Below are 22440 nucleotides of genomic sequence, written 5' to 3'. Positions count from 1 at the left end.
AATCGGTGATTGCAACGTCACCACCGTGCCATGGCCGCTCGCCCTTCAGAGCAAGCGCCGTTCTCTCTCCAAAACTTTTTGCAGAACCTTCAGGACACTATCGGCCGGAACCGGACTGTCAGCTTTCAAGATGACTGGACAAGATAGCCGGCCCTTGCGTCCAGCCCCGTCTGACCGCTGTGCGCCAGAAGCGACCTTTCGGACCACTGGGGCTAATGGACGACCTCCTGGCTTTGGCCGGGCGGGCTCGTCAGGGCGCCGCGATAGGTGTACAATTTTAGCCATGTTGGGTCCGGGGCCGGATGATGATCGTCCCTCCATTGAACCGGAAACTGCTGGCGATCCTTGCAGCGGATATGGTCGGCTATTCAACGGCGATCGAAATTGACGAAGCTGGCACCATCGGACGCCTGAGAGCTATCCGGGCCGACGTAACCGATACGGCGATCGCTCTGCACCAGGGTCGAATTGTCAAACTATTAGGAGATGGCGCACTTGTCGTCTTCGACAGCGTGGTCGATGCGGTAATCTGCGCAGCCGAAATTCAAAAAGCTGTGGCCGTTCGCAATGGTGGACTGCCGGAGCATGAGCGGATTGTGTTCCGCATCGGGATAAATCTTGGCGATGTGGCGCTCGTGGATGGCGATGTGTATGGCGACGGCGTCAATATCGCCGCTCGGTTGCAGCAACTCGCTGACCCGGGCGGCGTGATCGTATCGGGCACGGCCTTTGACCATCTGCAGGGCAAGCTTGATTGGCCCCTCGATTTCGCTGGCGAGCAGCAAGTCAAGAATATCAATCGCCCCGTGCGGATGTACCGGCTGAGGCTCGATGGCAAGCCGGCGCGCCGCCCGCTTCTCGGAATGATGCCGCGCTGGGCCAGGACGGCTGCGGCGGCCATCGTGGTGCTGGCTCTGGCGGGTGGAGGGACATGGTGGGTCTTTCAGCCTGCGCCACTGGGGGCCAAGCCGTCGATCGCGGTGCTGCCCTTCAATAATTATGGCGGCGACGAGGCCACCGGGCGTTTGGCCGATGGCCTCACCGAAGACATCATCACCGATCTCGCGCAGTTTCCCGAACTCGACGTCGTGGCACGCAATTCGACGCAAGCGTACAAAGGCAAGTCGCTGGATGTCCGCCAGGTCGCGAGTGCGCTCGACGTCGGCTATGTGCTGGAAGGCTCGATCCAGCGCCTGGGCGGTCGGCTGCGGATCACCGCGCAGCTGATCGATGCAAAAACCGGCAACCATCTGTGGTCGGAGCGATGGGACCGGCCTGCTGAAGACGTATTCGCCGTTCAAACCGAGATCGCCGAGCAGGTCACCAACCGCCTCGGCAACGGCGTGGGGCTGATTCAAGGCGCGGGGCGGGCTGCAGCGAAGCGTAAACGGCCGGACAACTTGACTGTCTATGATTACTACCTGCTCGGAACCGAAAGGATTGAAAAGATTACCGTAGCGGATGAGGAGGAGGCCATCAGGCTGCTCAACCTCGCTGTCGAGCTGGACCCGGGGTTCGCCCGCGCCTGGGTGGAACTTTATCATGCTCATAACATATTGGCTGGCTTCGGTATCAATCCCGAGAGCGAGATCAAGGCGGCTGCCGATGTAGCCGAACGCGCGGTGCGGCTCGATCCGAGCGACGCCGAGGCGCACGCCGTTTTTGGCATGAGCCTCAAAGACAAGGGCGACAACGCCCGCGCCAAGGTCGAGCTGGACACGGCCCTCCGCCTCGCTCCGGGTTCGGCCGAAATCCTGACATTCTATTCCGGCTTTGCGGCAGGCTTCGACGAACCCGAACGCGGCGCTCAGTTGGTCGACCAAGTTATACGGCTCGACCCGAATTACCCGATGTGGGCAACTGCTTTCTACTCCACTGCCTATTTTATGGCTGGTCGCTATGAGGACGCCTTGAAGATGCTGGAGCGCAAGACGCCCGATAACTACGGCAAAGGGGGTTGGGTGGTGCGTAGCAGCTCCTTTGCGGCTCTGGGTCGAATCGATGAGGCGAATGCTTCGGTCCGGGAAACCCTCAAACGGTATCCGGACCTGACCGTCGAGGGCATGGTCAATGAATTCAGCTTGAGCAAGACGGAGCGCGGTCGTTTCATCGAGACAATGCCGCTAGCCGGCTTCCCGGCGTGCGCCAAGACCGGGTCGCTGGCAAAACTCGCCAAACCTGTGCGGCTGCCGGAATGCGAGGCGGGGGAGGCGCAGCCTCTCGGGCAGCCATAGAACAAGCTCGGCGCAAAAGGGAGACGTGAGCCGCGAATCGCCCCGGCACTGGCGGGCGCTGTCGCCGAAGGTTGGAGGCGATGACACATATGGTTGTGACGCCGCGCGAGGCTCCCGCTAGCGAACGAAGAACTCAGGGTCAAACGCTCAAGTGAGTATCCCTACGGTGGAAGCCGGCTGAGCAAGTGATTTTCTGAGCAGTGGCGATTATGTCAGGAATGGGCCGACAACGGATCGGCCGCTTCGAGCCCGTGGATATCGAAAGCGGACATTCACGTCGATGTGGGCATGATCATCATCTGACCCTGAACAGACTGGGAGCGAGGTGCCAAAAGCTTCAACGCCGAAGAGCGATTTAGGTCAAATCAGACGATCCTCATTACGACATCGATGTTGCCCCGTGTCGCTTTGGAGTAAGGACAAATCTCGTGCGCTTCATCCACCAGAATTTGTACCACATCGCGCTCCAGACTCGGCACGGCAATATCCAGTTGGACGTTAAGAAAGTGGCCGTTTTCTCCGTAGTTCAGATTCACCTCGGCCTCGATGCTCATCCCTGCAGGCAGCGCGATTTTTCGTTCGTGGGCCGCAGATGCGATTGCGCTTGCGAAGCTGGCCGACCAGCCGGCCGCGAGCAACTGCTCCGGATTGGTGCCGATGCGCGCCGATCCAGGCGTCGATAGCCAGATGTCCAGAAGGCCGTCGGAACTGCGCGAGGCGCCATTTTCGCGACTGCCCGTGGTTGCGGTCCTGGCCGTATAGACAACCCTTGTGATGTGGCTCATGGGCATTCTTTGCTGGTAGCGGTAACCGCCGCTTCGGCGGTTGCCGCGAACTCGATCAGGCGTCGACTTCGACAACGGCATCGGCAAAGGCCTGCGGCGCTTCCTGGGGCAGGTTGTGCCCGATGCCGCCGGTGACGACCCGATGCGCGTATCTGCCCGGGAACATCGTGGCGTATACGCTGGCGTCCGGATGCGGCGCGCCATTGGCGTCGCCTTCGAGGGTGATCGTCGGCACGCCGATGACCGGTGCCTGCGCGAGTCGCTCCTCGAACGCGTCGTATTGCTGCTCGCCGGCGGCGAGTCCGAGCCGCCAGCGATAATTGTGGACCACAATGGCCACGTGATCGGGATTGTCGAAGGCTGCGGCGCTGCGCTCGAATGTGGCATCGTCGAAATTCCACCGCGGCGACGCGAGTTGCCAGATCAGCCTGGTGAAATCTCGTGTGTATTTCTCGTAGCCGGCGCGGCCGCGATCGGTGGCGAAGTAATATTGATACCACCATTGCAGCTCGGCCTTGGGTGGCAGCGGCAGCTTGCCGGCTTGCTGGTTGCCGATGAGGTAGCCGCTCACCGAGACCATCGCCTTGCAGCGTTCAGGCCATAGTGCGGCAATGATGTTCGCGGTGCGCGCGCCCCAGTCGCAGCCGCCAATCGTCGCCTTTTCGATGCCCAGTGCGTCCATCAGGGCGACAATGTCCGCGGCAATCGCTGACTGCTGACCGTTGCGCATCGTGTCGTCCAACAGGAATCGGGTCGTGCCGTATCCGCGCAGGTAGGGAACAATCACGCGGTGGCCTTTCGCTGCCAGCAGAGGAGCGACATCGGCATAGGTGTGGATGTCATACGGCCAGCCATGTAGCAGGATGACGGGCGGGCCGTCGGTCCGTCCAAGTTCCGCATAGCCGACGCTCAGCACGCCGGCCTCGATCCGCTTCAAGGGCCCAAAGGACGCCGCAGGCTCTCCAGTCGTCTGTTGCGCTTGTGCCGGGCCGATCAGGCCGAACTGAGTGGCGGCGACAGCCATCGCGGCGGCGCCAAAGAACCGACGGCGATCTTGGTCGATTTCATCGGGGATATTGAGCGAATGCATTTGGGAACCTCTATCCTTGCGCGGGCGATCAGCCGAACGTGAATGCAAAGACCTCCACGCCTGAGTCGAGAAACTCGATCTCGAACTGGCGATCGACGATGGGTTTCGATTGTCGGATCAGTTGGTACAGGCGCTGCTCTGTCACTGCGCCTTCGCCCATTTCATTGACGTCGATGCCGTGAGCCGTGCCTGGCGGCTGCCCGTCGATCAGCACGCGAAATCTCACAGACGTTCCCGGCGCTGCCGGACCCATGACCAGATGAAGGTCGCGCGCGTGAAAACGGTACGCGATGCGGGCATCGGACTTGTTCAGTACGGCGGTTTCTTTCCTTACCGTCCAACTGCCAGACAGCCCCCACTCATTCAGGCGTAGTCGCGCCGGCACGTCGTAGATGTGCGGCGCGTCCAAGACCGCTTCACCGCCGGAGGCAGAATTCTGGGTGCGTTCGTAGCCGAGATAATTTTCCGGAGACTTGAGGGTCTCCCAATCGGCCGCGGCCTCGATGCCGCGGGCATCCACCGACACAGGCTCACGGTCGAATCCGCCGGCGCCAGCCTCAGTCAGCAATTCCTGGATGACCATTTCCGACTGTTGGTATGAGCCCTCGCCAAAGTGGTGATACCGGACGCGTCCCCGCGAATCGACGAAATAGAGTGCCGGCCAGTACTGGTTGCTGAAAGCCCGCCATATGAGATGGTCGTTGTCGACGGCGATCGGGTAATCGATCCCCAGGTCTTTCACCGCCCGGTGCACGTTGTTCAGGTCTTTTTCGAACGAGAACTCCGGCGCGTGGATTCCGATCACCACCAAACCATGCTTCCGGTATTTCTCGTCCCAGGCCTGAACGTAGGGAAGCGTGCGCAGCCAGTTGATGCAGGTGTAGGTCCAGAAATCGATGAGGACGACCTTGCCATGCAAAGCCGACGCCGTCAGCGGCGGCGAATTTATCCACTCGTGCGCCACGCCAAGCGAAGCAAGCTCGGATTGACTCTCGAACTGGTCGGAGGAAAGTCCGTGAAGGAACGGAACCCTCATCGGTGCGGAGGGTATCGGCTGAGCCACATTCGTGTCTCCCAGAAAACTGGCAATCGGAGCCCCGATTGCCATTGCGAGCGCCACGGCGACGAGCAGCTTAATTGCTTCATCGACGACGCCTTTTCAGTTTCGATCGATATCGCCGCGCAGACGGTTCAGCGGCGCGCTGCGCGCTGAATCCTTCAGAGCGGAAGCTCTTTGCCGGCCTGCTCAGCCACCATGTATTCCGCGTACCAGTCCGGCCAGTTCTCATCGCGCTGGCCGCCGTTGCGCTTCTCGTGCTCGCCGTGGGCCTCCGACGCGCGTCGCAGCGCGGCAACAAGATCCGCTCCGGAAGCGTAGGTCGTGGTGTCGATCCGGCCGGGAAAGCGGGTGGTGATTTCCTGCAGCAGCCATTCGTTGCCGTCCGGGTCCTTGAACGTCGCGAACGAGGAGTAGCTGCGCCGCTCGGGATCGCGCCCCTTGACCGCCGGCTTGCCGGGACCTGTGCGGTGAAACGCCTCGCTGACCTCGGCGCCGTGGCCAATGAGCTCGGCGCGCGCCGCCTCGATGTCCGACACGACAAGATAAAGCCCGCTTGCCGAGCCGGGCTCCGCCGTCGTGACCCCCGTGCCGAAGTGGATCGAGGCAGGCGAGCCCGGAGGTGTGAACTGCACACCCCGGAACGTATCGCCGACGACGAAATCGCCGTCGAGCCGCCAGCCCAGGCCGATATAAAAGCTCTTGGCGCGATCGACGTCCGAGACGGGGATGACCACGACCTCGAGCTTCATGTCGAGCGCCTGCTTTTTGAGGGTCCCGGTCGCAGTTTCGTGCTTTTCGTCACGGGGCGTTTTCATGGTTTGAGACATTTGTCGTTCCTTTCGAGTGAGGTGGTTATTTGGTTTGCCGCAGCGGCCTGAACGCGGCGCGCAACTCGGCAGAAAAGAGCTCCGGCCGCTCCCACGCGGCGAAGTGGCCGCCTTTGTCGACCTCATGGAAGTAGATCAGGTTGGGGTAGGCGCGCCGGGCCCACGTCTCGGGGGCCTGATAGCCTTCCCCCGGAAAGACCGTGATGGCCACCGGCAGCGAGACTTCGCTGGTCTTTTCAGGGCCGGCAAAAACGGGACTGCGCCCGCCGCCGTACTCCCAGTAAATTCGCCCGGACGAGGTGGCGGTGTCCGTCAGCCAGTACAGCGTGATATCGTCCAGCACCTCGTCAGGCGACTTTTCGGGGTCGCTTTTGTCGTAGGTCCAGCCCGAAAAGCCCGGATGCCCGAGCATCCAAGCGGCGAGCCCTGCGGGGGAGTCATTGATGGCGTAACCGATCGTCTGGGGCCGGGTGCCCATCATCGTGGCGTAGGATCTGTTCCCCATCTTGGCGGCCATGCTGAGCGCATCGAACGCCGCGCGCTCCTTGTCCATGAGCCCCGCCGGCGCCGGTCCGCCGGCGGCGAGCACCGCGGCAATCTCTGGCGGTACGACAGCCGGCAGGTTGACATGAATGCCGAGCAGGCCTGCCGGGGCCAGACGTCCCATTGCATTCGAAACGGGAGAGCCCCAGTCGCCGCCCTGGGCGACGTAATCTGTGTAGCCAAGGCGCTTCATCAGCTCTGCCCAGGCTCGTGCAATGCGGTCTGTACCCCAGCCGGTATCTGTGGGTTTGCCGGAGAAGCCGAAACCCGGCAACGACGGCAGTACGAGGTCGAACGCGTCTTCCGGGCTACCGCCATGCGCCGTGGGATCGGTGAGAGGGCCGACGGTCTTGAGCAGTTCCAGCACCGAGCCGGGCCAGCCATGCGTCATGATCAGCGGCAAGGCATTGGGATGTTTCGAGCGAACGTGAATGAAGTGGATGTCCACTCCGTCGATCGTGGTCATGAACTGGGGCAGGGAATTCAGCTTCGCTTCCGCTGTCCGCCAGTCGTAGGCCGTGCCCCAATACTCGACGAGCGGCCTGATCTTCGCGAGCTGTATGCCCTGCGACTGGTCATCGACCGTCTCCCGGTCGGGCCACCTTGTCTGCGCAATGCGACTGCGAAGATCATCGAGCGGCGCTTGCGGCACATAGACTTTGAAGGGCCGGATCGAGCGATCCTCGACCGGGTTGGCGGAGGCGGGCGCGGAAAGGATGCAAAGCCCGAATGCCAGCACGGCCGCCAGTTGGTCGAGCCTCATGGCTGCACCTTCTTGTCCGGAGTGTGGAACGTCACCGTTTGTTTGGTGAAGACTTTGCCTTCGGGATCCACCACCTCGATCAGCACCTTGTGCTGGCCGCTTGGCATGCCAACCAAGATGATGGTGTTGCTCTGACCGTAGTCCGCCCACGCCCAAGGCAGGTCGTCGACGGTGACGTGCAGATGCCCGACCCGCGGAGACACGTTGCGCGCGGCCGCCCCGCCCACAGGCAGGATGCGCAAGTTCTCCACCCGGTACGGGATGAACACGACGCCGTTGGCCAACGGACCCGGAAGCGGCGGCTCCACGATCAGCTTGGATGCGGGCTCGTTGTCGATGGGAACGACCGTGCTCTGGGCAAACGCGCCCGTGGCGAGCACGGTGCAAACCGCGAGTGCGGTGAGCGTCTTGATGAGGGGGTTCATTGCAGTCGCTCCCTTCGGAGGTTCGCTACGCAGCTATCGCTGGGCGGAAGATGACGAGCGTCCGGCGCGCCATCCCCCGCCAACACGTCATGTCTGCAACGTCTTGAATGTTGCGCGCACCTCATCGGTGAAACTCTTCGGCTGCTCCCAGGCGGCGAAATGGCAGCCCTTGTCCGTGCGGCCATAGTGCAGAAGCTTCGGGAACGCGCGTTCGGTCCAACTCTTCGGTGCGGTGTAGATTTCACTGGGGTTCGCAGTCGCACCGACGGGAATGGTGATGCCCTTGGCGTCGAAGAAGCCGGCCTTCGCCGTTTGCGTATGTTCCCAATAGAGACGTGCCGACGAGATCGCCGTGTTCGTCAGCCAGTAGAACGTGATGTTGTCGAGGATGTCGTCGCGGGTAAGGCCCTCCGGCTCTCCATCGAAGGAGCGGGCGATCAGCGCATAACTGTCCGCATCGTGATCGAGGATCCACGCCGCCAGGCCGGCCGGTGAATCGACGATCCCGTAGAGCGTTTGCGGACGAAGAGCCATCTCGTTGGCGTAGCCCAGGCCGTTTTGGTAGAAGAACGCTACCTGCTCGTAGGCACGCTTCTCGTCGGGGCCAAGATCAGCGGGGGGCGGACCGCCGGAGGCCAGCGCCTTCACGATCTCCGGCGGAATGGTCCCCGGCATATTCGTGTGGATGGCGACCAGCTCGGGAGGTGCGATCAGGGCCATCTGTTCCGTGATGAGTGCTCCCCAATCGCCGCCCTGCGCGACGTAGCGGTCGTAGCCAAGGCGTTTCATCAGCACGATCCACGCCCGCGCGATGCGCCCGGGATCCCAACCGGTTTCGGTGGGCTTGCCGGAAAAGCCGTAGCCCGGCATCGACGGGATCACCACGTCGAACGCCTCCGCCTCCGTGCCTCCGTGCGCAGTGGGATTGGTGAACGGGTCGATGATCTTCAAAAGTTCGATGACCGAACCGGGCCAGCCGTGCGTGATGATGACAGGCAGGGCGCCCTGATGCTTAGACTTCACATGGATGAAGTGGATGTCGAGCCCATCGATCTCAGTGACGAAATTCGGCAGCGCCTTCAACTGCGCCTCGCACTTGCTCCAATCGTATTCCGTTCGCCAGTACTGCATGAGCTTCTGCATTGTGGCGAGTTGCACGCCCTGCGTTGGCCCTACAGTTGCTGGGGTCGACCAGATCCGCCGGGACGCCTCGTCGGAGACGAGTTCGCGCTCGGGCCAGCGCGTGGCGGCGATGCGCCGGCGCAGCTCATTGATCTCCTCCTGCGGGAAACTGACGGAGAAAGGGCGGATGGCATCGCTCGTGGATGCGGCGGCCAATTGCGACGGGAGCAGGCTTGCCGCGCCGGCGGCGGCGATGCCGGCCGCCGCAGTGCCCAAAAGTCGCCGGCGATCCTGGTCGATTGCTTCGGAGGTTCTGGTCGTGTCCATGGGTCTCTCCTGGGTTGATGGGTTTGCGATCTATCTACGTAGCTTGAACTACGCCCAGGAGGCGGGATTAGCCCGTTATGCGTCGTGAGCTTGTGTTAGCCGCTGCCAGCCTGCCGCTTTTTTGAGCAGATAGGAGGCGCCTAGACTGTGAGACTCCCTATGGTGCAGGAGCGCTCCTTGACTTAAACTGCGGCGCTGGGTGCAGGCGGCTCCAAAAGAAGACGCCATGACGAAAACGGGAATACAAGCCAAAGACAGATTGTCGTTTGGCCCTTTCCATTTTGCTGCGGGTGAAAGGCTCCTGACAAGAGAAGGCGCTCCCGTAGAGTTGGGTTCGCGCGCCATCGACATTCTCATAGTCCTGACCTCTGCACCGAATGAAGTCGTCAGCAAGAAAGATCTAATGTCGCGGGTTTGGCCGGATGTCGTCGTCGAGGAAGGCAGCCTGCGGTTCCACATGACCGGACTGCGCAGGGCGCTGGGCGATGGAAAGGATGGCGCGCGGTACATCGCGACGCTTCCGGGGCGGGGCTATTGCTTCGTTGCGCCGGTTTTGCGATTAAACAGCCCACGCGACGAAGCCCTATTCATTGCCGCTGAGTTTCCGCACGCGAATCTTCCAAACCGCTTGAGCCGGATGGTCGGACGGGACGAGGATGTTCTTAAGCTGTCGGTGCAACTGAATGCTTCGCGGTTCGTCACCATCGTTGGCGCCGGTGGCGTCGGCAAAACCACCGTCGCGATCGCAGTCGGGCATCACCTGATCGAAGCATTTTCAGGGGCGGTCTTGTTCGTCGATCTGGGAATGATCGGCGATCCCGGTCTGGTGACGACAGCCGTCGCCTCGATGCTTGGACTAACGGTTCAAACAGAGGATGCGACGCCCAACCTGATCGCTTACTTGCGCAACAAGCGGATTCTCTTGATCCTCGATACCTGTGAGCATCTCGTGGATGCGGTGGCGCCTCTGGCCTCGAGCATCGTCGATGCGGCGTCACAGGTCTACATCCTGGCGACGAGCCGCGAGGCGCTTCGGGTCGAGGGCGAACATATCTGCCGGTTGGATGCGCTTGCGTTTCCGCCCGACGAACCGGGGCTAACGGCGGCCATCGTCCAGACATTCCCGGCCACCCAGCTGTTCGTCGAGCGAGCGGTGGCAGGTGGCGCTCGTTTGGACGTCGGCGACGCCGAGGCCTTGATCATCGCAAGCATCTGCCGAAAGCTTGACGGGGTGGCGCTCTCGATCGAACTGGCGGCCAGACGTGTCGAATCCTATGGGCTGCAGCAGACAGCCGCGCTTCTCGATCAACGCCTGACACTGCTGTGGCTCGGTTCACGGACAGCGCCGCCGCGTCAGCAGACCTTGCAGGCGACACTAGACTGGAGCTTTGGGCTCCTGACCGACGTTGAGCGCGTGGTGCTTCGCAGGCTCGCTGTATTCGTCGGTCATTTCACGCTCGATGCCGCCCTGGAGGTCGTGACGAGCGCGACCCTCGACCGATCGACCGTCCTTGGCGCCATGGACAGTCTTGTCGCCAAATCGATCGTGGCGACGCGTCCGGTTGGAGCAATGATGCGCTACAGGCTCCTCGATACGACGCGCGCCTACGTTCTCGACATCCGGATCGATGACGCCGAGGCTGCCGATCTGGCAGTGCGCCACGCCGCCTACTATCGGAGATGGCTGGAGCAGACCGGGATCGAGTGGCCAAGCCTGGCGACCGGTGAGGAGCGGGCGCCCCACTTCGCCGCCATCAACAATGTCCGGGCTGCCCTGGAATGGTGCTTCGGCGACAGCGGAAACGCCGACATCGGCGTCGGACTCGCCAGCGCTGTCGCGCCGGTTTTCCTGGCAATGTCCTTGTTGCCGGAGTGTCATCGCTGGTCTGAAAGAGCAATATTCGCTTTCGACGATGCCGCCCTTGGCGGACTTGACGAGATGCATCTTCAGGCAGCCCTCGGCGTGTCCTTCATGTTCATGCGGGGAGGACGCGACAGGGCGCGCGTAGCTCTGGAGAGGAGCCTGGCGATCGCCGAGCAGCGCGGCGATCCGCTGGACCGGGTGCGTCTGTTGGGTTCGCTCAACATGTTCCATCTGCGGACGGGCAATTTCGCAACCGCCCTTGAGTTTGCAAGGCGTTGTTCAGCCACAGCCGCGACCTTGGACGACTCGGTCGTCAACGCGCTGGCACACTCGATCCTGGGCATCTCGCTCCACCTGCGAGGCGACCTCGCGGAGGCCCGCGCAGAGCTGGAGGCGGCGCTCGACCGTGGGCCGCGCTCCCAGCGGACCACGACGATCTATCTGGGCTTCGAAGGCAAAATCCTGGCCAGGGCCATCCTGGCGAGGAACCTTTGGCTACAAGGCCATCCGGACCAAGCCATGGCACACGCCCGACAGGCCGTCGAAGAGGCTGCCGCCATGGATCATTCTCTAACGTTGGCGATCGCGTTGATCTGGGCGATATCGGTCTTCCTGTGGACCGGTGACCTGAAGAGCGCCGAGGCGTACATAGATATGCTCATCGCCCGCGCGGAATCCCATTCCATGACTCCTTACCTGCTGGTCGGTCGGGGCTTCAAAAGCGAAGTCGCGATCCGTCAGGGCGATGCAAAAAGCGGCGTCGAGGGCCTGCAGACATCTCTTCGGAAGCTCCACGCGGCGCCTTATGAATTGCTCACGACGCCGCTCAACCTCTCGCTAGTTAGGGGACTGTCCGCGATCGGTCAGGTTGATGAAGCCATTGCGTTGATCGACGAGTCGCTTGGTCAAGTCGAAAAGAACGGCGACCAGTTGTACCTCCCGGAGTTGCTACGGATGAAGGGAAGCCTCCTTCTCCAGTCGGAGCGCAACCGTGATGAAGCTGCCGCCTACCTCATGCAGGCACTGGAGTTGAGCCGAAGTCAGCGCGCACGGGCATGGGAGTTGCGAACCGCAATCGACATGGCGACGCTGATGGCCGGGCGCGGGGAGATCAACAGCGCTCGCGAGCTCTTGCAGTCGGTTGCGGCGTATTTTGTGGAGAGCCTGAATACGGCGGATGTCGGGGCTGCCGAACACCTGCTGGCGACACTGAGGTAGAGCCTCAATGCCACTTCTCCTAATGGTGTCGTCCCCTCTCGGCGCAATTTCGACGGTGGTGTGGGCACTATTAATGTCGGCTTCGGGAGGACAGGAGTGGCTGGCTGAATGACCGACATGCTGAAGGGTTTCGGGTGCCGTCAGGCGTACGAAAGTCTCTCATGCAGGAACCCGCGGGCCGCAGACGACGGCCTATGGGGATTTGTGTTTCGGAGCGTGCCAGCGCCTGGGGCGAACTTCCGCATAGGATGCGGTGGGCATGTCGTGGAAGCGGCTTCCGGGCCCGGTCGCAGAGCCTGGAGCGTTGATTCCGACGGGATTGGTGTGCGTGACGACCGGCTCGACGGCAATGTGCACATAACATCCCGTTGACCGTCGCCGGCGTGGCGCGGTCGTACGAGCAACTTGGTCATGCCGGGTCATGAGGTGTTCTCCCGGTTCGGCGCTCGTGAGGTTGGCGGCGCACGAGGCTGGCACCACCGTTCGAACCTCTCGATGACCACCATGCGCCCGCCGCAGCAAGGGCAAGGCGGGCGGACGTCAGCCGGTTCTTCTGGAGTGTCGTTTTCGGGCGGCGGAGCGACGCCCAGCAGTTTGCGCGCGAGTGCGAGGCTGGCCTTGCGGGCGGAGCCGGCGAGCAGTCCATAGTGACGGATGCGGTGGAACCCACGCGGCAGGACATGGAGCAGGAAGCGGCGGATGAACTCGTCGGCGGCAAGCGTCATGGCGCGCTGGCGCTCGACACCATCGCGGCGATAGTCCTTGTAGCGGAAGGTGACTCCAGCCTCATCGAAGGTGATCAGGCGGCGGTTCGAGATGGCGACCCGGTGAGTGTAGCGCGACAGGTAGGCGAGCACCGCTTCCGGCCCAGCGAAGGGCGGCTTGGCATAGACCACCCAGCGCTTGCTGCGAACAGGCTTCAGATGACGCAGGAAAGCCCGACGGTCGGCCAGGTGAGCCGCCGATCCGAAGAGGGCGAGCCGACCGGCGTCGTGCAGCGCGACCAGCCGAGTCAGGAACAGACGGCGGAACAGCTTGCCCAGTACTTTGACTGGGAGAAGGAAGGCTGGCCGCGACGATATCCAGCGTGACCCGTCCGGCGCGATGCCGCCGCCCGGCACGATCATGTGGACATGAGGATGGTGTGTCATTGCCGAGCCCCATGTGTGGAGCACGGCAGTGATGCCGATGCGCGCGCCGAGGTGCTTGGGATCCGCCGCGATCGTCAGCATCGTCTCCGATGCCGCCTTGAACAGCAGGTCATAGACCAGCGCCTTGTTGTGGAAGGCGATGACGGCGACCTCGGCGGGCAGCGTGAACACGACGTGGAAGTAACCGACTGGCAGCAGGTCGGCTTCGCGCTCGGCGAGCCATGTACGCGCGGCGGCGCCCTGGCACCTGGGACAGTGCCGGTTGCGGCAGCTGTTATAAGCGATCCGCCATTGACCGCAGTCCGCGTAGGCTTCGACATGACCACCCAATGCAGCGGTGCGGCAGTGTTCGATCGCCGACATGACCTTGAGCTGCTGCAGGCTCAGATGCCCGGCGTGGGCGACCCGGTATCCGGGGCCGGCAGCACGGAAGATATCGGCGACCTCCAGGTCTGCGCGCACCGGTTCAGCCGGGAGGCGTCTTGCCTTCCATCAGCGCCATCAGCCGGTCGAGCGGCCCTGCGATCGCGTGGATCGTCCGGGTCGAGACCTTGGTGTAGAGCGCGGTGGTATCGAGCTTGCTGTGCCCGAGCAGGACCTGGATGACGCGGATGTCGACATCCTGCTCGAGCAGGTGGGTGGCGAAGCTGTGACGCAGCGTGTGCGGGCTGACGCGCTTGCGGATGCCGGCGACTTCAGCTGCTTCCTGGACCGCGCGATGCAGTTGACGCGACGAGATCGGCGCCGTGCAACCGCGCCCTGGGAACAGCCAGCCGTGCGGGAGCATCACCCCGCGCCGCTTGCCTTCGCGCCACCACAGACGCACCAGTTCCAGCAGTTGCGGCGAGAGCATGGCGTTGCGGTCCCTGCGTCGCCCTTGTCTTCTTCCCGTCCGAGTCGAGCTCAGCGGAAATCGATCTAGCGCGGATCACTCCTAGCCTTGAAGCGTGCCGCCTCTTCCGACCCGCGGGTGGCGTCTCCCGCGCTGTAGGAATGCGCGCCAGCGCCGGCGAGCTTGCCGCCATCGACGATCAGATATTCCTCACGGATCGGCCGGCCTTCGAACCAGCATTCGAGAATTTCGCGGGTACCCGCGGCGTAGCGCGCCTGGGCGGAGAGCGACGATCCTGAAATGTGCGGCGTCATGCCGTGATGTGGCATCGATCGCCACGGATGATCCTTGGGAGCCGGCTGCGGGAACCAGACGTCGCCGGCATAGCCAGCGAGTTGGCCACTCTCCAGCGCGCGGGCGATGGCGTCACGATTGCAGATCTTGCCGCGCGCCGTGTTCACCAGATAGGCGCCGCGTTTCATCCTAGCGATCATCGTCTCGTCGAAGAGGTTCTCCGTCTCCGGATGCAGAGGTGCATTGATCGTGACCACGTCGCAGACGCCGACCATGGATGCGGAATCCTGGTGGAAGGTGACGCCGAGTTCTTTCTCGACCGCCTCAGGCAGTCGGTGGCGATCGGTGTAGTGCAACTTGACGTCGAACGGCTTCAGCCGGCGCAATACTGCGCTGCCAATCCGGCCGGCGCCAATGGTTCCGATCTGCATTCCCTCGATATCGTAGGAGCGTGCGACGCAGTCGGCGATATTCCAGCCGCCTTTCACGACCCACTGGTAGGACGGGATGTAGTTGCGCACGAGCCCCAGGATCATCATGACCACATGCTCGGACACGCTGATCGAATTGCAGTAGGTCACCTCGGCGACCGTGATGCCACGGTCCATGGCGGCTTGAAGATCGACATGATCGGATCCGATGCCGGCGGTGATCGCAAGCTTCAGTCTGCTTGCCTTGGCTATTCGTTCTTCGGTCAGATATGCCGGCCAGAACGGCTGCGAGATCACGATTTCGGCGTCAACGAGTTCGCGTTCAAAAATGCTGTGGGGACCGTCTTTGTCCGAGGTTACTACCAGGCTATGGTCCGCGCCTTCGAGAAATTTCCTCAGGCCGAGTTCGCCCGACACGCTACCGAGCAAGACCCCTGGTTCAAAGTTGATGGTCTTCGGCGTGGGAAGTGTCTGGCCGCCGGGATAGCGGTCGAGCTTCGGCAGGCCGTCCCGCGCATATTTTGTCGGATAGCCGTCGACCGGATCGTCATAGAGGACGCAAACGACCTTTGCCATTGTGTATCTCCCTTCGTCTGACAACGAAGAGGAAAACGCTCTGTTGTTAACGCTGCCGGCCAACGATGGTCGGCACGGCGATGCTCTATTGAATTGCTGGTGGGGAGCAGACTCATCTGCCGGCGCTTCCTCATTCGGAAAGTTGTGCGCTATTGCGTATTACATGGAAGACCCGGGCATGGTTTCAAGTGCTGCGGGCGGCACTGGTGCAGCGTTCGAGTTCCTTTATTTCAGACCGCGCGCACGGTTTGCTGACAACAAATGCTTGATGCGGACACTTCAGAATTGCCGAGGTTCGGCACCGTGCATCATGATCACTGACAGGCTCCGACTTCGCAGACTTCTGTATCCCCCCAAAGATTGCAAACAACCTGTTAGCCAGCGCTTATCAAGCAGAGGAATCTCGCATCGTTTGCCGCTCAGACGGTATTGCCAAGCCAGTTCGCAACGCTCACCAGCCAGCGCTACAAGGCTAGCCTTTCCACAATGCGGGCCGTTTGTTGCCTTTCTACAGAAAATACGAAAACGCCGCTCGACCGGAAGGGAGCGGCGTTTACCAAGTGTGGTGTCCTACCCTAGACGAAACCCCGATTTGGCCGGGGCCGTCGGACTTGAACCGACGTTTCCAGCTTGTTCGCTATCAGTTTATAGGTGGTGTTTTCCTGTCGTCCTTGCAAGCGCCATCGGCGCAGCTTTGCAGGGTGTGCAAGGATAGTCGGAGTCGATATAATTCCATCCGAATTCCGTAATTGAACGACGCTGCTTTCCGGCTTCCGTGACGCGCACACTCGCTGGTTCTGCCGTCAGCAACGTCATCAATCGACCGGTCGCGTTCGACGCGGCTCGGAACGGCGATGATGCAACGACATCCTGACTCGCCGTAGCGGCAGACGCTGGCCCTGTCGCCTAACTGCTCCGCCACTGTTTTCAGTGGAGCCGTAAGCCCGCGCCGAAAAATACTAGAAGCCCCGCTCCTGCGGGGTTTTTCGTTGGGGGAAGCGTTGCGGCGACATCGACGGGTGATCCGCAGGAGAGGGAGCAGCGCCAGAGATCAGCGATGCGGCTTGGTCGGCACAAGGCGACGGCAGGCCAACCTCACCAAGCCACTCGTCGTAGTGATGGTTTAGGGCCAACAACAACTCGTTTGGCTCGGCCGTCGTGCGCCGAACGCTCACTCGACCGCGCCTGGAGGAAAATAACGAATGACGAATGATGATCGCACCAGATAATCCCAGGAGAACGCCGGAATCAGCGGCCTTGTCAGCAAACGTCAACACAGCGGCGGGGCAACCAGCAAGGGAGTCCGCTATGAAAGTCAAAGACGCAATGCACAAGGGTGTCGACTGGGTCAGCCCCGAAACCCCTGTCGCCGAACTAGCGAAGATGATGCGAGCCCAGGATATTGGCTCGATTCCTATCGGAGAGACGACCGGTTGATCGGAATGGTGACCGACCGCGACATCGTCTGCAAAGCACTGGCGGAGGATGGTTTAGACAGCCGTAGCGCGACGGCGCGCGATGTCATGACCGCCGGCATTCACCGCTGCCGCGAAGACGAAGATCTGGCCAAGGCCATGCAGCACATAGAGGAAACTAAAAATCCGCAGGTTACCGGTGATCAACGAGAATATGCGGATGGTCGGCATCCTCGGCGTGGGCGACCTCGGTCAGTCGGCGCCGATGGAACTGATGTCCGAATACATCAAGAGCGTTTCCGCCCATCACCACTGAAAGGGTGGCTCGCCCGGCGGATAGTCGATACCCGTCGGGCTTCGGCTCCGACGATTGCGGAACCAACCGCAACTGTCGGCTGCATCCTTGAAATGCCGCGTGTGCAGGACGAACTTATACTGCACCCGTACGCAGCTCTGGCGGAGAAGGAGCAGCGGCAAATATCGGAGCGCACTCGGTCCGCCCTCGCATCTGTCGTTGTGGCGCTCCCATGCAGAACCTGGCCCATAGTGCATCCTTTGATTCGGACGACAATGATGAACCATCAAAGCCTGGGATCAAACATCTAGCCGAAGAGGCTCTTTAATCAGTGATCCCACAATATCTCCTGGAGCATTTCCTCGACCGAGTGCGGCGAAATGCCAAGTCCTTCAAATCCGGGCATCTGCGGCGATGACACATTGTCAACCTGCATCAGTTCCACCTGATTACGAGTGACGGGCGGACTCGCAAGCATTTCCGCGGCCCATGCGAACGCGTGCCAAGCGGCAAATGGCACTGGGACCAGTATGGGTCTAAGGCCGGCTTGGTGTGCAACGGCTTTGAGAAATTCCTCGTAAGAGTAGATGCGAGGACCGCCGCACTCATACGTGATCGCATGCGTTTCCGTTCCCTGCAGCGCTCTTGCGGTCGCCTCTGCCACATCGCCCACATAGGCCGGCTGCAATCTCGTCAGGCCGCGACCGAACATCGGATAGATTGGAAGCCGGCGGAGAAGTTTGAGGATAATGGTGAGAAGCGCGTCATCCGGTCCGAACATCACCGCCGGGCGGATGATAGTGGCGTCAGCAAACGCGGCACGCACCACCAGTTCGCCTTCGCCACGCTTGCGGATGTAGGGCGACGGCGAGGCAGCATCGGAGCCGATTCCTGAAACGTGAGCGAGCCGTTCGACGCCAGCTCGGTGTGCTTGAGCTGCAACCTGCCGGGCCGACTCGACATGCACGGAGTGAAAGGTCTCCTGTCCCCGTTCGACATAGAGACTGACCGCATTTACAACACCGAAAGCACCGGCAAGTGCATCGGCGATCGCCCGCTCATCGTGGATATCGGCTTTGACCGATTGAAATTGCGGATCATCAGAACCAAACAACTTCTTGGCCCGTTCCGGATGTCTTGATGCAATCCGAACAAAAAACTCGCCATCGCGGAGATGCCGAACAACGCGGCGGCCGAGAAACCCGGTTCCACCGAACACGATGACGACGCGATGGTTCATAGCAGCCATGGCTTAGACTTTGTCAGCTTGTGTCGGCGGTCTCGACCCGGCGGTTCAGGTCATGTGGGCGGCACGCCTACCGACCACTATCTGAGCTGCCTCGTACAGATTGGGGTCGATCTCGTCCGTCAACTGATCGAAAATGACCCCACTCCTTGCGGAATTCCGGCGATTGATGAGCCGATCGCAGCAGATCGCGATTCTGCCATTGTGCGTCGTTGACGGTGCGCCGCCCGTTGAGGCTGCTAGGCTGATTGAAGTCAGGCTGGCGCGCCATAAAAGCAGCAGGAGGATCTGGCCACCAATTGAAAGTGGATGTTGGTCGCCTGCGCGATGAACAGGGCAGCCAACGTCATGTAGATGCGGCCCAGCCTTTCGCCGTCAACGGACAGTCGTCGTTTGCAAACGATTCAGCACCTGCTAAAATTGCCAAAGCCTCAGCGACGATCTGTGACGTCGGCTGAGCATCAAAAGTCAACTCGAGAGGTGAAAAATGTCCAAGAGACAGCTTTGCCTTGCGCTGATCACAGCGCTGGCTCTGGCGGCAGCTCCGCAGGCTGCTGCCGCACAAGACAAGATCAAGATCGGCTTTCTGCCTGGCGTCGTCGATCTTTCTATCAGGTGATGCAGACTGGCGTTGAGGCTGCGGCGAAGGACCTCGGCGTCGAGGTCGTGACGCAGATCCCGCAGACGTGGGGCGTCGAGGCCCAGACGCCGATTTTGGACGCCATGGTGGCGCGCGGCGACCTCGACTACATCGTGACCGCGCCGACCGATAAGGACCAGATGATCGGTCCACTCAAGGCGGCGGTCGACGCCGGTATCAAGGTCATCACCGTTGATACGTTCCTCGGCGACGGCGACTACGTGAACGGCCCGGTGACCTTCCCGATCAGCTATATCGGCTCTGACAACGTCGAAGGCGGACGCATTTCAGCCCGGGGCCTCGCCAAGGCAATCGGCGGAAAGGGTATTGTCTACATCAACTCCACGAACCCGAACGTCAGCTCGGTCGAGGGTCGCGAGCAGGGCTTCAAGGAGGTGATGGAGAAGGAATTTCCGGACATCAAGGTCCTCGGGCCGGACTACAATCTCGATGACCAGAACAAGGCGACGCAACAGACCGCGGCGGTCCTCGAACGCGAACCCGACCTCGCCGGGGTGTTCGGCACCAACGTGTTCAGCGCTCAAGGCGCCGGAACGGCCGTCGTCAACGCCGGATTGGGCGGCCACGTTCAAGTTGTCGCCTATGACGCGACGCAATTGGCAATCGAGCTGATGAACAACGGCGTCGTCTCGCTGGTGTTGGCACAGAAACCGTTCGACATGGGTTACATGGCTGTGCAGTTCGCCGCGGCCGATGCTGCCGGCGTCACGAGCCTGCCGCGTCGTGTCGAGACCGGGTTCGCCATCGTCGACAAGGATAACGTCAAAGACCCGGCGATTGCCCGCTTCATCTATCAGGTTCCGGCCAAATAGCGGGCGACTGGCCTGCCGGGAGCGGCGCTCCCGGGATTAGCTCGCGTCCGCTCATGAGGACAAGGTTTCGTGGCCCGCGTGGAAATGAAGGTGGTGGCGGAGATGGCCCCCGCAGCGCAAACCCTAACGCCGCCGAAGCGATTCGTGCTGGCGCTGAGCCGGTCCTGGGCCTGGGCTTTCCTCGCCCTGATGATCGTCTTCTTCGTCGTGACAGTACCGATCGTCAGCTTTGGCGCCGTCAATTTCCTCACCGTGCGCAACTCGCAGAACATCCTCGTCGCCATCACACCGATACTGTTGCTCGGCCTCGGCCAGACCTTCGTCATCATCGCCGCCGGCATCGACCTCTCCGTCGGCTGGGTCATGAGTCTCGCCTCGGTGCTGTCGGCGCTGGCGATCCGCGCTGTCTTCAATGCCGGACTGCCGCTTTTTCCCTCGGTCGTCGTCGGATTCCTCGCTGCGGTGGCTGGCGCCGGTGTCGTCGGTTTCGTCAATGGCGTCATCATCGCCAAGCTGAAAGTACCGGCCTTCATCGTGACGCTGGGGAGCTCGTTCATCGTGCGTGGCGTCGCGTTGTTGATGTCCGAGAACACGACGGTGATCGGCCTGCCTCCAGGAATTCGCGCCTATGGCAATGACGCTCTCGTCTATTTCATACGCGGCGAGGCCGGCGGCCTCCATTTCCTCGCAGCGCCGGAGGTAAGCGGCGAGCTGCTCCGTCGCATGGACCGCATCCTTCCTTATCCCGTGGTGCTCACCGCCATCATTGTCGCGATCGCGATCTTCGTTTTGCGAAAGACGCAGTTCGGCCGGCACACCTACGCCATCGGCGGCAATGTCGAGGCAGCCATCCGCACCGGCATCCCGGTCGACCGCCATATCATCTCGCTCTACATCCTCTCCTCCGCAACGGCCGGTATCGCCGGTTTCCTGTCGACACTCCGCTTCACTGCCGGCTCGGCGGTGATCGGCGATGCGTTGCTTCTCTCCTCGATCGCCGCCGTCATCATTGGCGGCGTCAGCCTATTCGGCGGCGCCGGAAGCGTGATGGGCACCGTCATCGGCGCTTTGATCATCGCAGTGCTAACTACCGGTCTTGTCATGCTGAACGTCGAGGCGTTCTGGCAATTCATCGTCGTTGGCGTTGTCGTGATCGTCGCCGTGCTGATCGACCAGTCGCGAGACCTGATTATCGGCCGGGCGACACGAGGGCCGCCGACGTGACGGAGCCTGTCCTTTCGATCAGGAAGCTGACTAAGCGCTTCGGCGGCCTTGTGGCCGTCAACGACGTAAGCTGGGATGTCTACCCTGGCGAGGTCGTTGGTCTGCTCGGCGACAACGGCGCCGGCAAGTCGACCCTTATCAAGTGCGTCTCAGGCGTTTATCAGCCCGACGAAGGCGAGATCTACTTCGAGGGCCGGCTCAGCCGTTTTGCCCGCCCGATGGATGCGCGCCGGCAGGGCATCGAGACGATCTATCAGGACTTGGCGCTCACCAACAATCTCGATGTCAGCGCCAATATCTTCCTTGGGCGCGAAGCGAAGAAGCGCTACCTCGCCGGCCTCATCCGGACGCTCGACGAGCAGATGATGCTTCGGGAGTCCCGGGCGGCGCTGGAGTCGCTCGCGATCCAATTCCCGAGCCTCACGCAGCCGATCGAGAGCCTATCCGGCGGACAACGTCAGGCCGTCGCAATCGCTCGCGCCGTCTATTGGGACGCCCGGTTGATGATCATGGACGAGCCGACCAACAATCTGGGCGTTCCCGAGCAGCACAAAGTCCTGGAGCTCATCAGGAAGCTGCGGGACCAGGGGGTCCCCGTCATCCTGATCACGCACACACTGCCCGATGTTTTCGCGGTCTCAGACCGCCTCATGGTGATGCGCAGGGGGCACAAAGTGACGGAGAAGCGGACGGCGGAGACGCATACTCAGGAGCTTGTGCAATACATGGTGGGCGCCCTGGACGATACGCGCGTACAATAGATGGCGGCGCTCGGTGTACTGGAAGAGATGACACCGAAGAGTGACACGAACACAACGCGCCCCAGCGGGAGGAGCGCTCAAGCACGGCCATCAGTGCGAACGATACGTCTTCGGCGCGGACAGGAAGCGGTTCGTTGCGAACAACGGTGCACTCCTGGCCACTGCCGCCACCGCGGGGACCGACAATCTCGTACTGACCCGACCGGGGCGCATTTGTCACACCGTGGAGCCCGCATCCACTTCAACTGAAGCAGCCAAGATGTTAAAATGGCAGTTAGCGCACCTCGGTGCACCTACGGGAGATGTGGGTTGTGATGACCCACGAGTTGCCCCGCAGTATTGATGCTTTGGCGGTCCAAGTGGCCCCCTGCGCCGTTCGCACCCCTTTCAAACGTTGCCGTCTGCGACGGAGCGCTCGCGCGCTTCGTAAGCGGTCAAAACGCGTGCGAGCGGTTCTGGCACCGGCCGCCCGACAGGCCGGAGC

At 61.7% G+C, this 22440-nt stretch carries 17 protein-coding genes and 2 pseudogenes; 8 read left to right on the top strand and 11 right to left on the bottom strand.

All coding sequences use genetic code 11. From position 1 onward, the window contains the following. Positions 1–305: 305 nt before the first annotated feature. A complete protein-coding gene (locus NKJ09_RS08460; protein WP_352484987.1) occupies positions 306–2234 on the top strand; it encodes an adenylate/guanylate cyclase domain-containing protein in 1929 nt (642 codons plus the stop codon). A 365-nt stretch (positions 2235–2599) separates the two neighbouring features. Here the strand turns inward: NKJ09_RS08460 and NKJ09_RS08455 are convergent, their stop codons facing one another. The 7 genes from NKJ09_RS08455 to NKJ09_RS08425 form a co-directional block, all read right to left on the bottom strand. After that, positions 2600–3019, bottom strand: coding sequence for an Ohr family peroxiredoxin (locus NKJ09_RS08455; protein WP_352496626.1), 420 nt, complete (start codon positions 3017–3019; stop codon positions 2600–2602). Positions 3020–3074: 55 nt separating this feature from the next. Continuing rightward, positions 3075–4109, bottom strand: coding sequence for an alpha/beta fold hydrolase (locus NKJ09_RS08450; protein ID WP_502896300.1), 1035 nt, complete (start codon positions 4107–4109; stop codon positions 3075–3077). Positions 4110–4137: 28 nt separating this feature from the next. Then, positions 4138–5172 carry a redoxin domain-containing protein gene (locus NKJ09_RS08445; RefSeq protein ID WP_352516211.1) on the bottom strand — a complete coding sequence of 345 codons (1035 nt, stop codon included), beginning with the start codon at positions 5170–5172 and terminating at the stop codon, positions 4138–4140. A 155-nt stretch (positions 5173–5327) separates the two neighbouring features. Next, positions 5328–5984, bottom strand: coding sequence for a VOC family protein (locus NKJ09_RS08440; protein ID WP_031195072.1), 657 nt, complete (start codon positions 5982–5984; stop codon positions 5328–5330). Between the two features lie 37 nt (positions 5985–6021). After that, entirely contained in the window at positions 6022–7302 is a 1281-nt protein-coding gene (locus NKJ09_RS08435; RefSeq protein WP_031195070.1) for an epoxide hydrolase family protein, read from the bottom strand. Beyond that, positions 7299–7727, bottom strand: coding sequence for a DUF6130 family protein (locus NKJ09_RS08430; protein ID WP_023722324.1), 429 nt, complete (start codon positions 7725–7727; stop codon positions 7299–7301). The genes NKJ09_RS08435 and NKJ09_RS08430 overlap by 4 nt, the downstream gene beginning before the upstream one ends. Positions 7728–7814: 87 nt before the next feature. Continuing rightward, complete coding sequence (locus NKJ09_RS08425; RefSeq protein ID WP_023722323.1) at positions 7815–9176, bottom strand: epoxide hydrolase family protein; 1362 nt, start codon at positions 9174–9176, stop codon at positions 7815–7817. A 226-nt stretch (positions 9177–9402) separates the two neighbouring features. Here NKJ09_RS08425 and NKJ09_RS08420 point away from each other — a divergent pair, with 226 nt between their 5' ends. Continuing rightward, a complete protein-coding gene (locus NKJ09_RS08420) occupies positions 9403–12258 on the top strand; it encodes an ATP-binding protein (protein ID WP_352516210.1) in 2856 nt (951 codons plus the stop codon). Positions 12259–12677: 419 nt separating this feature from the next. On the opposite strand, the gene NKJ09_RS08415 is transcribed toward NKJ09_RS08420, so the two are convergent. The 3 genes and pseudogenes from NKJ09_RS08415 to NKJ09_RS08405 all read right to left on the bottom strand — a co-directional run bounded on the left by NKJ09_RS08415 (position 12678) and on the right by NKJ09_RS08405 (position 15542). Further along, positions 12678–13871 (bottom strand): IS91 family transposase, encoded by a 1194-nt coding sequence (locus NKJ09_RS08415; protein ID WP_502901345.1) that lies wholly within the window; start codon positions 13869–13871, stop codon positions 12678–12680. A 4-nt stretch (positions 13872–13875) separates the two neighbouring features. Continuing rightward, positions 13876–14289 (bottom strand): annotated as a pseudogene (locus tag NKJ09_RS08410) (tyrosine-type recombinase/integrase); the annotation flags it as partial. Between the two features lie 38 nt (positions 14290–14327). Further along, positions 14328–15542 (bottom strand): NAD-dependent formate dehydrogenase, encoded by a 1215-nt coding sequence (locus NKJ09_RS08405; protein WP_352516209.1) that lies wholly within the window; start codon positions 15540–15542, stop codon positions 14328–14330. Positions 15543–16850: 1308 nt separating this feature from the next. Here NKJ09_RS08405 and NKJ09_RS08400 point away from each other — a divergent pair. Next, positions 16851–17273: pseudogene (locus tag NKJ09_RS08400) on the top strand (CBS domain-containing protein). 307 nt (positions 17274–17580) lie between these two features. On the opposite strand, the gene NKJ09_RS08395 reads toward NKJ09_RS08400, so the two are convergent. Continuing rightward, positions 17581–18501, bottom strand: a complete 921-nt coding sequence (locus NKJ09_RS08395) for a complex I NDUFA9 subunit family protein (protein ID WP_352516208.1) — start codon at positions 18499–18501, stop codon at positions 17581–17583. Positions 18502–18797: 296 nt separating this feature from the next. Between NKJ09_RS08395 and NKJ09_RS08390 the strand changes: the two genes are divergently transcribed. The 5 genes from NKJ09_RS08390 (at position 18798) to NKJ09_RS08370 (ending at position 21956) form a co-directional block, all read left to right on the top strand. After that, on the top strand, positions 18798–18956 hold the full coding sequence (locus NKJ09_RS08390) for a hypothetical protein (RefSeq protein WP_352516207.1): 159 nt from the start codon (positions 18798–18800) through the stop codon (positions 18954–18956). A gap of 29 nt (positions 18957–18985) precedes the next feature. Next, positions 18986–19117, top strand: coding sequence for a hypothetical protein (locus tag NKJ09_RS08385; protein ID WP_352516206.1), 132 nt, complete (start codon positions 18986–18988; stop codon positions 19115–19117). Continuing rightward, the gene (locus tag NKJ09_RS08380) at positions 19117–19971 is read left to right on the top strand and encodes an ABC transporter substrate-binding protein (RefSeq protein ID WP_352516205.1); all 855 of its coding nucleotides are present in this window, start codon (positions 19117–19119) and stop codon (positions 19969–19971) included. Before NKJ09_RS08385 ends, NKJ09_RS08380 begins: the two co-directional genes overlap by 1 nt. A 69-nt stretch (positions 19972–20040) precedes the next feature. After that, positions 20041–21195 carry an ABC transporter permease gene (locus NKJ09_RS08375; RefSeq protein WP_352496623.1) on the top strand — a complete coding sequence of 385 codons (1155 nt, stop codon included), beginning with the start codon at positions 20041–20043 and terminating at the stop codon, positions 21193–21195. Beyond that, complete coding sequence (locus NKJ09_RS08370) at positions 21192–21956, top strand: ATP-binding cassette domain-containing protein (protein WP_352496622.1); 765 nt, start codon at positions 21192–21194, stop codon at positions 21954–21956. The genes NKJ09_RS08375 and NKJ09_RS08370 overlap by 4 nt, the downstream gene beginning before the upstream one ends. Positions 21957–22440 lie beyond the last annotated feature (484 nt).

The sequence above is a fragment of the Mesorhizobium sp. M0189 genome (assembly GCF_040322135.1).
GTDB lineage: Bacteria > Pseudomonadota > Alphaproteobacteria > Rhizobiales > Rhizobiaceae > Mesorhizobium.
The sequence above is the reverse complement of the archived record's forward strand: the minus strand, read 5'-3'. Positions and strand labels throughout refer to the sequence as shown.

Bases quoted from the DNA above. Each gene is read 5' to 3' on its own strand.
- NKJ09_RS08385 (WP_352516206.1), top strand. From the start codon at position 18,986: ATGTCCAAGAGACAGCTTTGCCTTGCGCTGATCACAGCGCTGGCTCTG.
- NKJ09_RS08425 (WP_023722323.1), bottom strand. From the start codon at position 9,176: ATGGACACGACCAGAACCTCCGAAGCAATCGACCAGGATCGCCGGCGA.
- NKJ09_RS08450 (WP_502896300.1), bottom strand. From the start codon at position 4,109: ATGCATTCGCTCAATATCCCCGATGAAATCGACCAAGATCGCCGTCGG.
- NKJ09_RS08395 (WP_352516208.1), bottom strand. From the start codon at position 18,501: ATGGCTGCTATGAACCATCGCGTCGTCATCGTGTTCGGTGGAACCGGG.
- NKJ09_RS08460 (WP_352484987.1), top strand. From the start codon at position 306: ATGATCGTCCCTCCATTGAACCGGAAACTGCTGGCGATCCTTGCAGCG.
- NKJ09_RS08455 (WP_352496626.1), bottom strand. From the start codon at position 3,019: ATGAGCCACATCACAAGGGTTGTCTATACGGCCAGGACCGCAACCACG.
- NKJ09_RS08420 (WP_352516210.1), top strand. From the start codon at position 9,403: ATGACGAAAACGGGAATACAAGCCAAAGACAGATTGTCGTTTGGCCCT.
- NKJ09_RS08440 (WP_031195072.1), bottom strand. From the start codon at position 5,984: ATGAAAACGCCCCGTGACGAAAAGCACGAAACTGCGACCGGGACCCTC.
- NKJ09_RS08380 (WP_352516205.1), top strand. From the start codon at position 19,117: ATGCAGACTGGCGTTGAGGCTGCGGCGAAGGACCTCGGCGTCGAGGTC.
- NKJ09_RS08430 (WP_023722324.1), bottom strand. From the start codon at position 7,727: ATGAACCCCCTCATCAAGACGCTCACCGCACTCGCGGTTTGCACCGTG.
- NKJ09_RS08405 (WP_352516209.1), bottom strand. From the start codon at position 15,542: ATGGCAAAGGTCGTTTGCGTCCTCTATGACGATCCGGTCGACGGCTAT.
- NKJ09_RS08435 (WP_031195070.1), bottom strand. From the start codon at position 7,302: ATGAGGCTCGACCAACTGGCGGCCGTGCTGGCATTCGGGCTTTGCATC.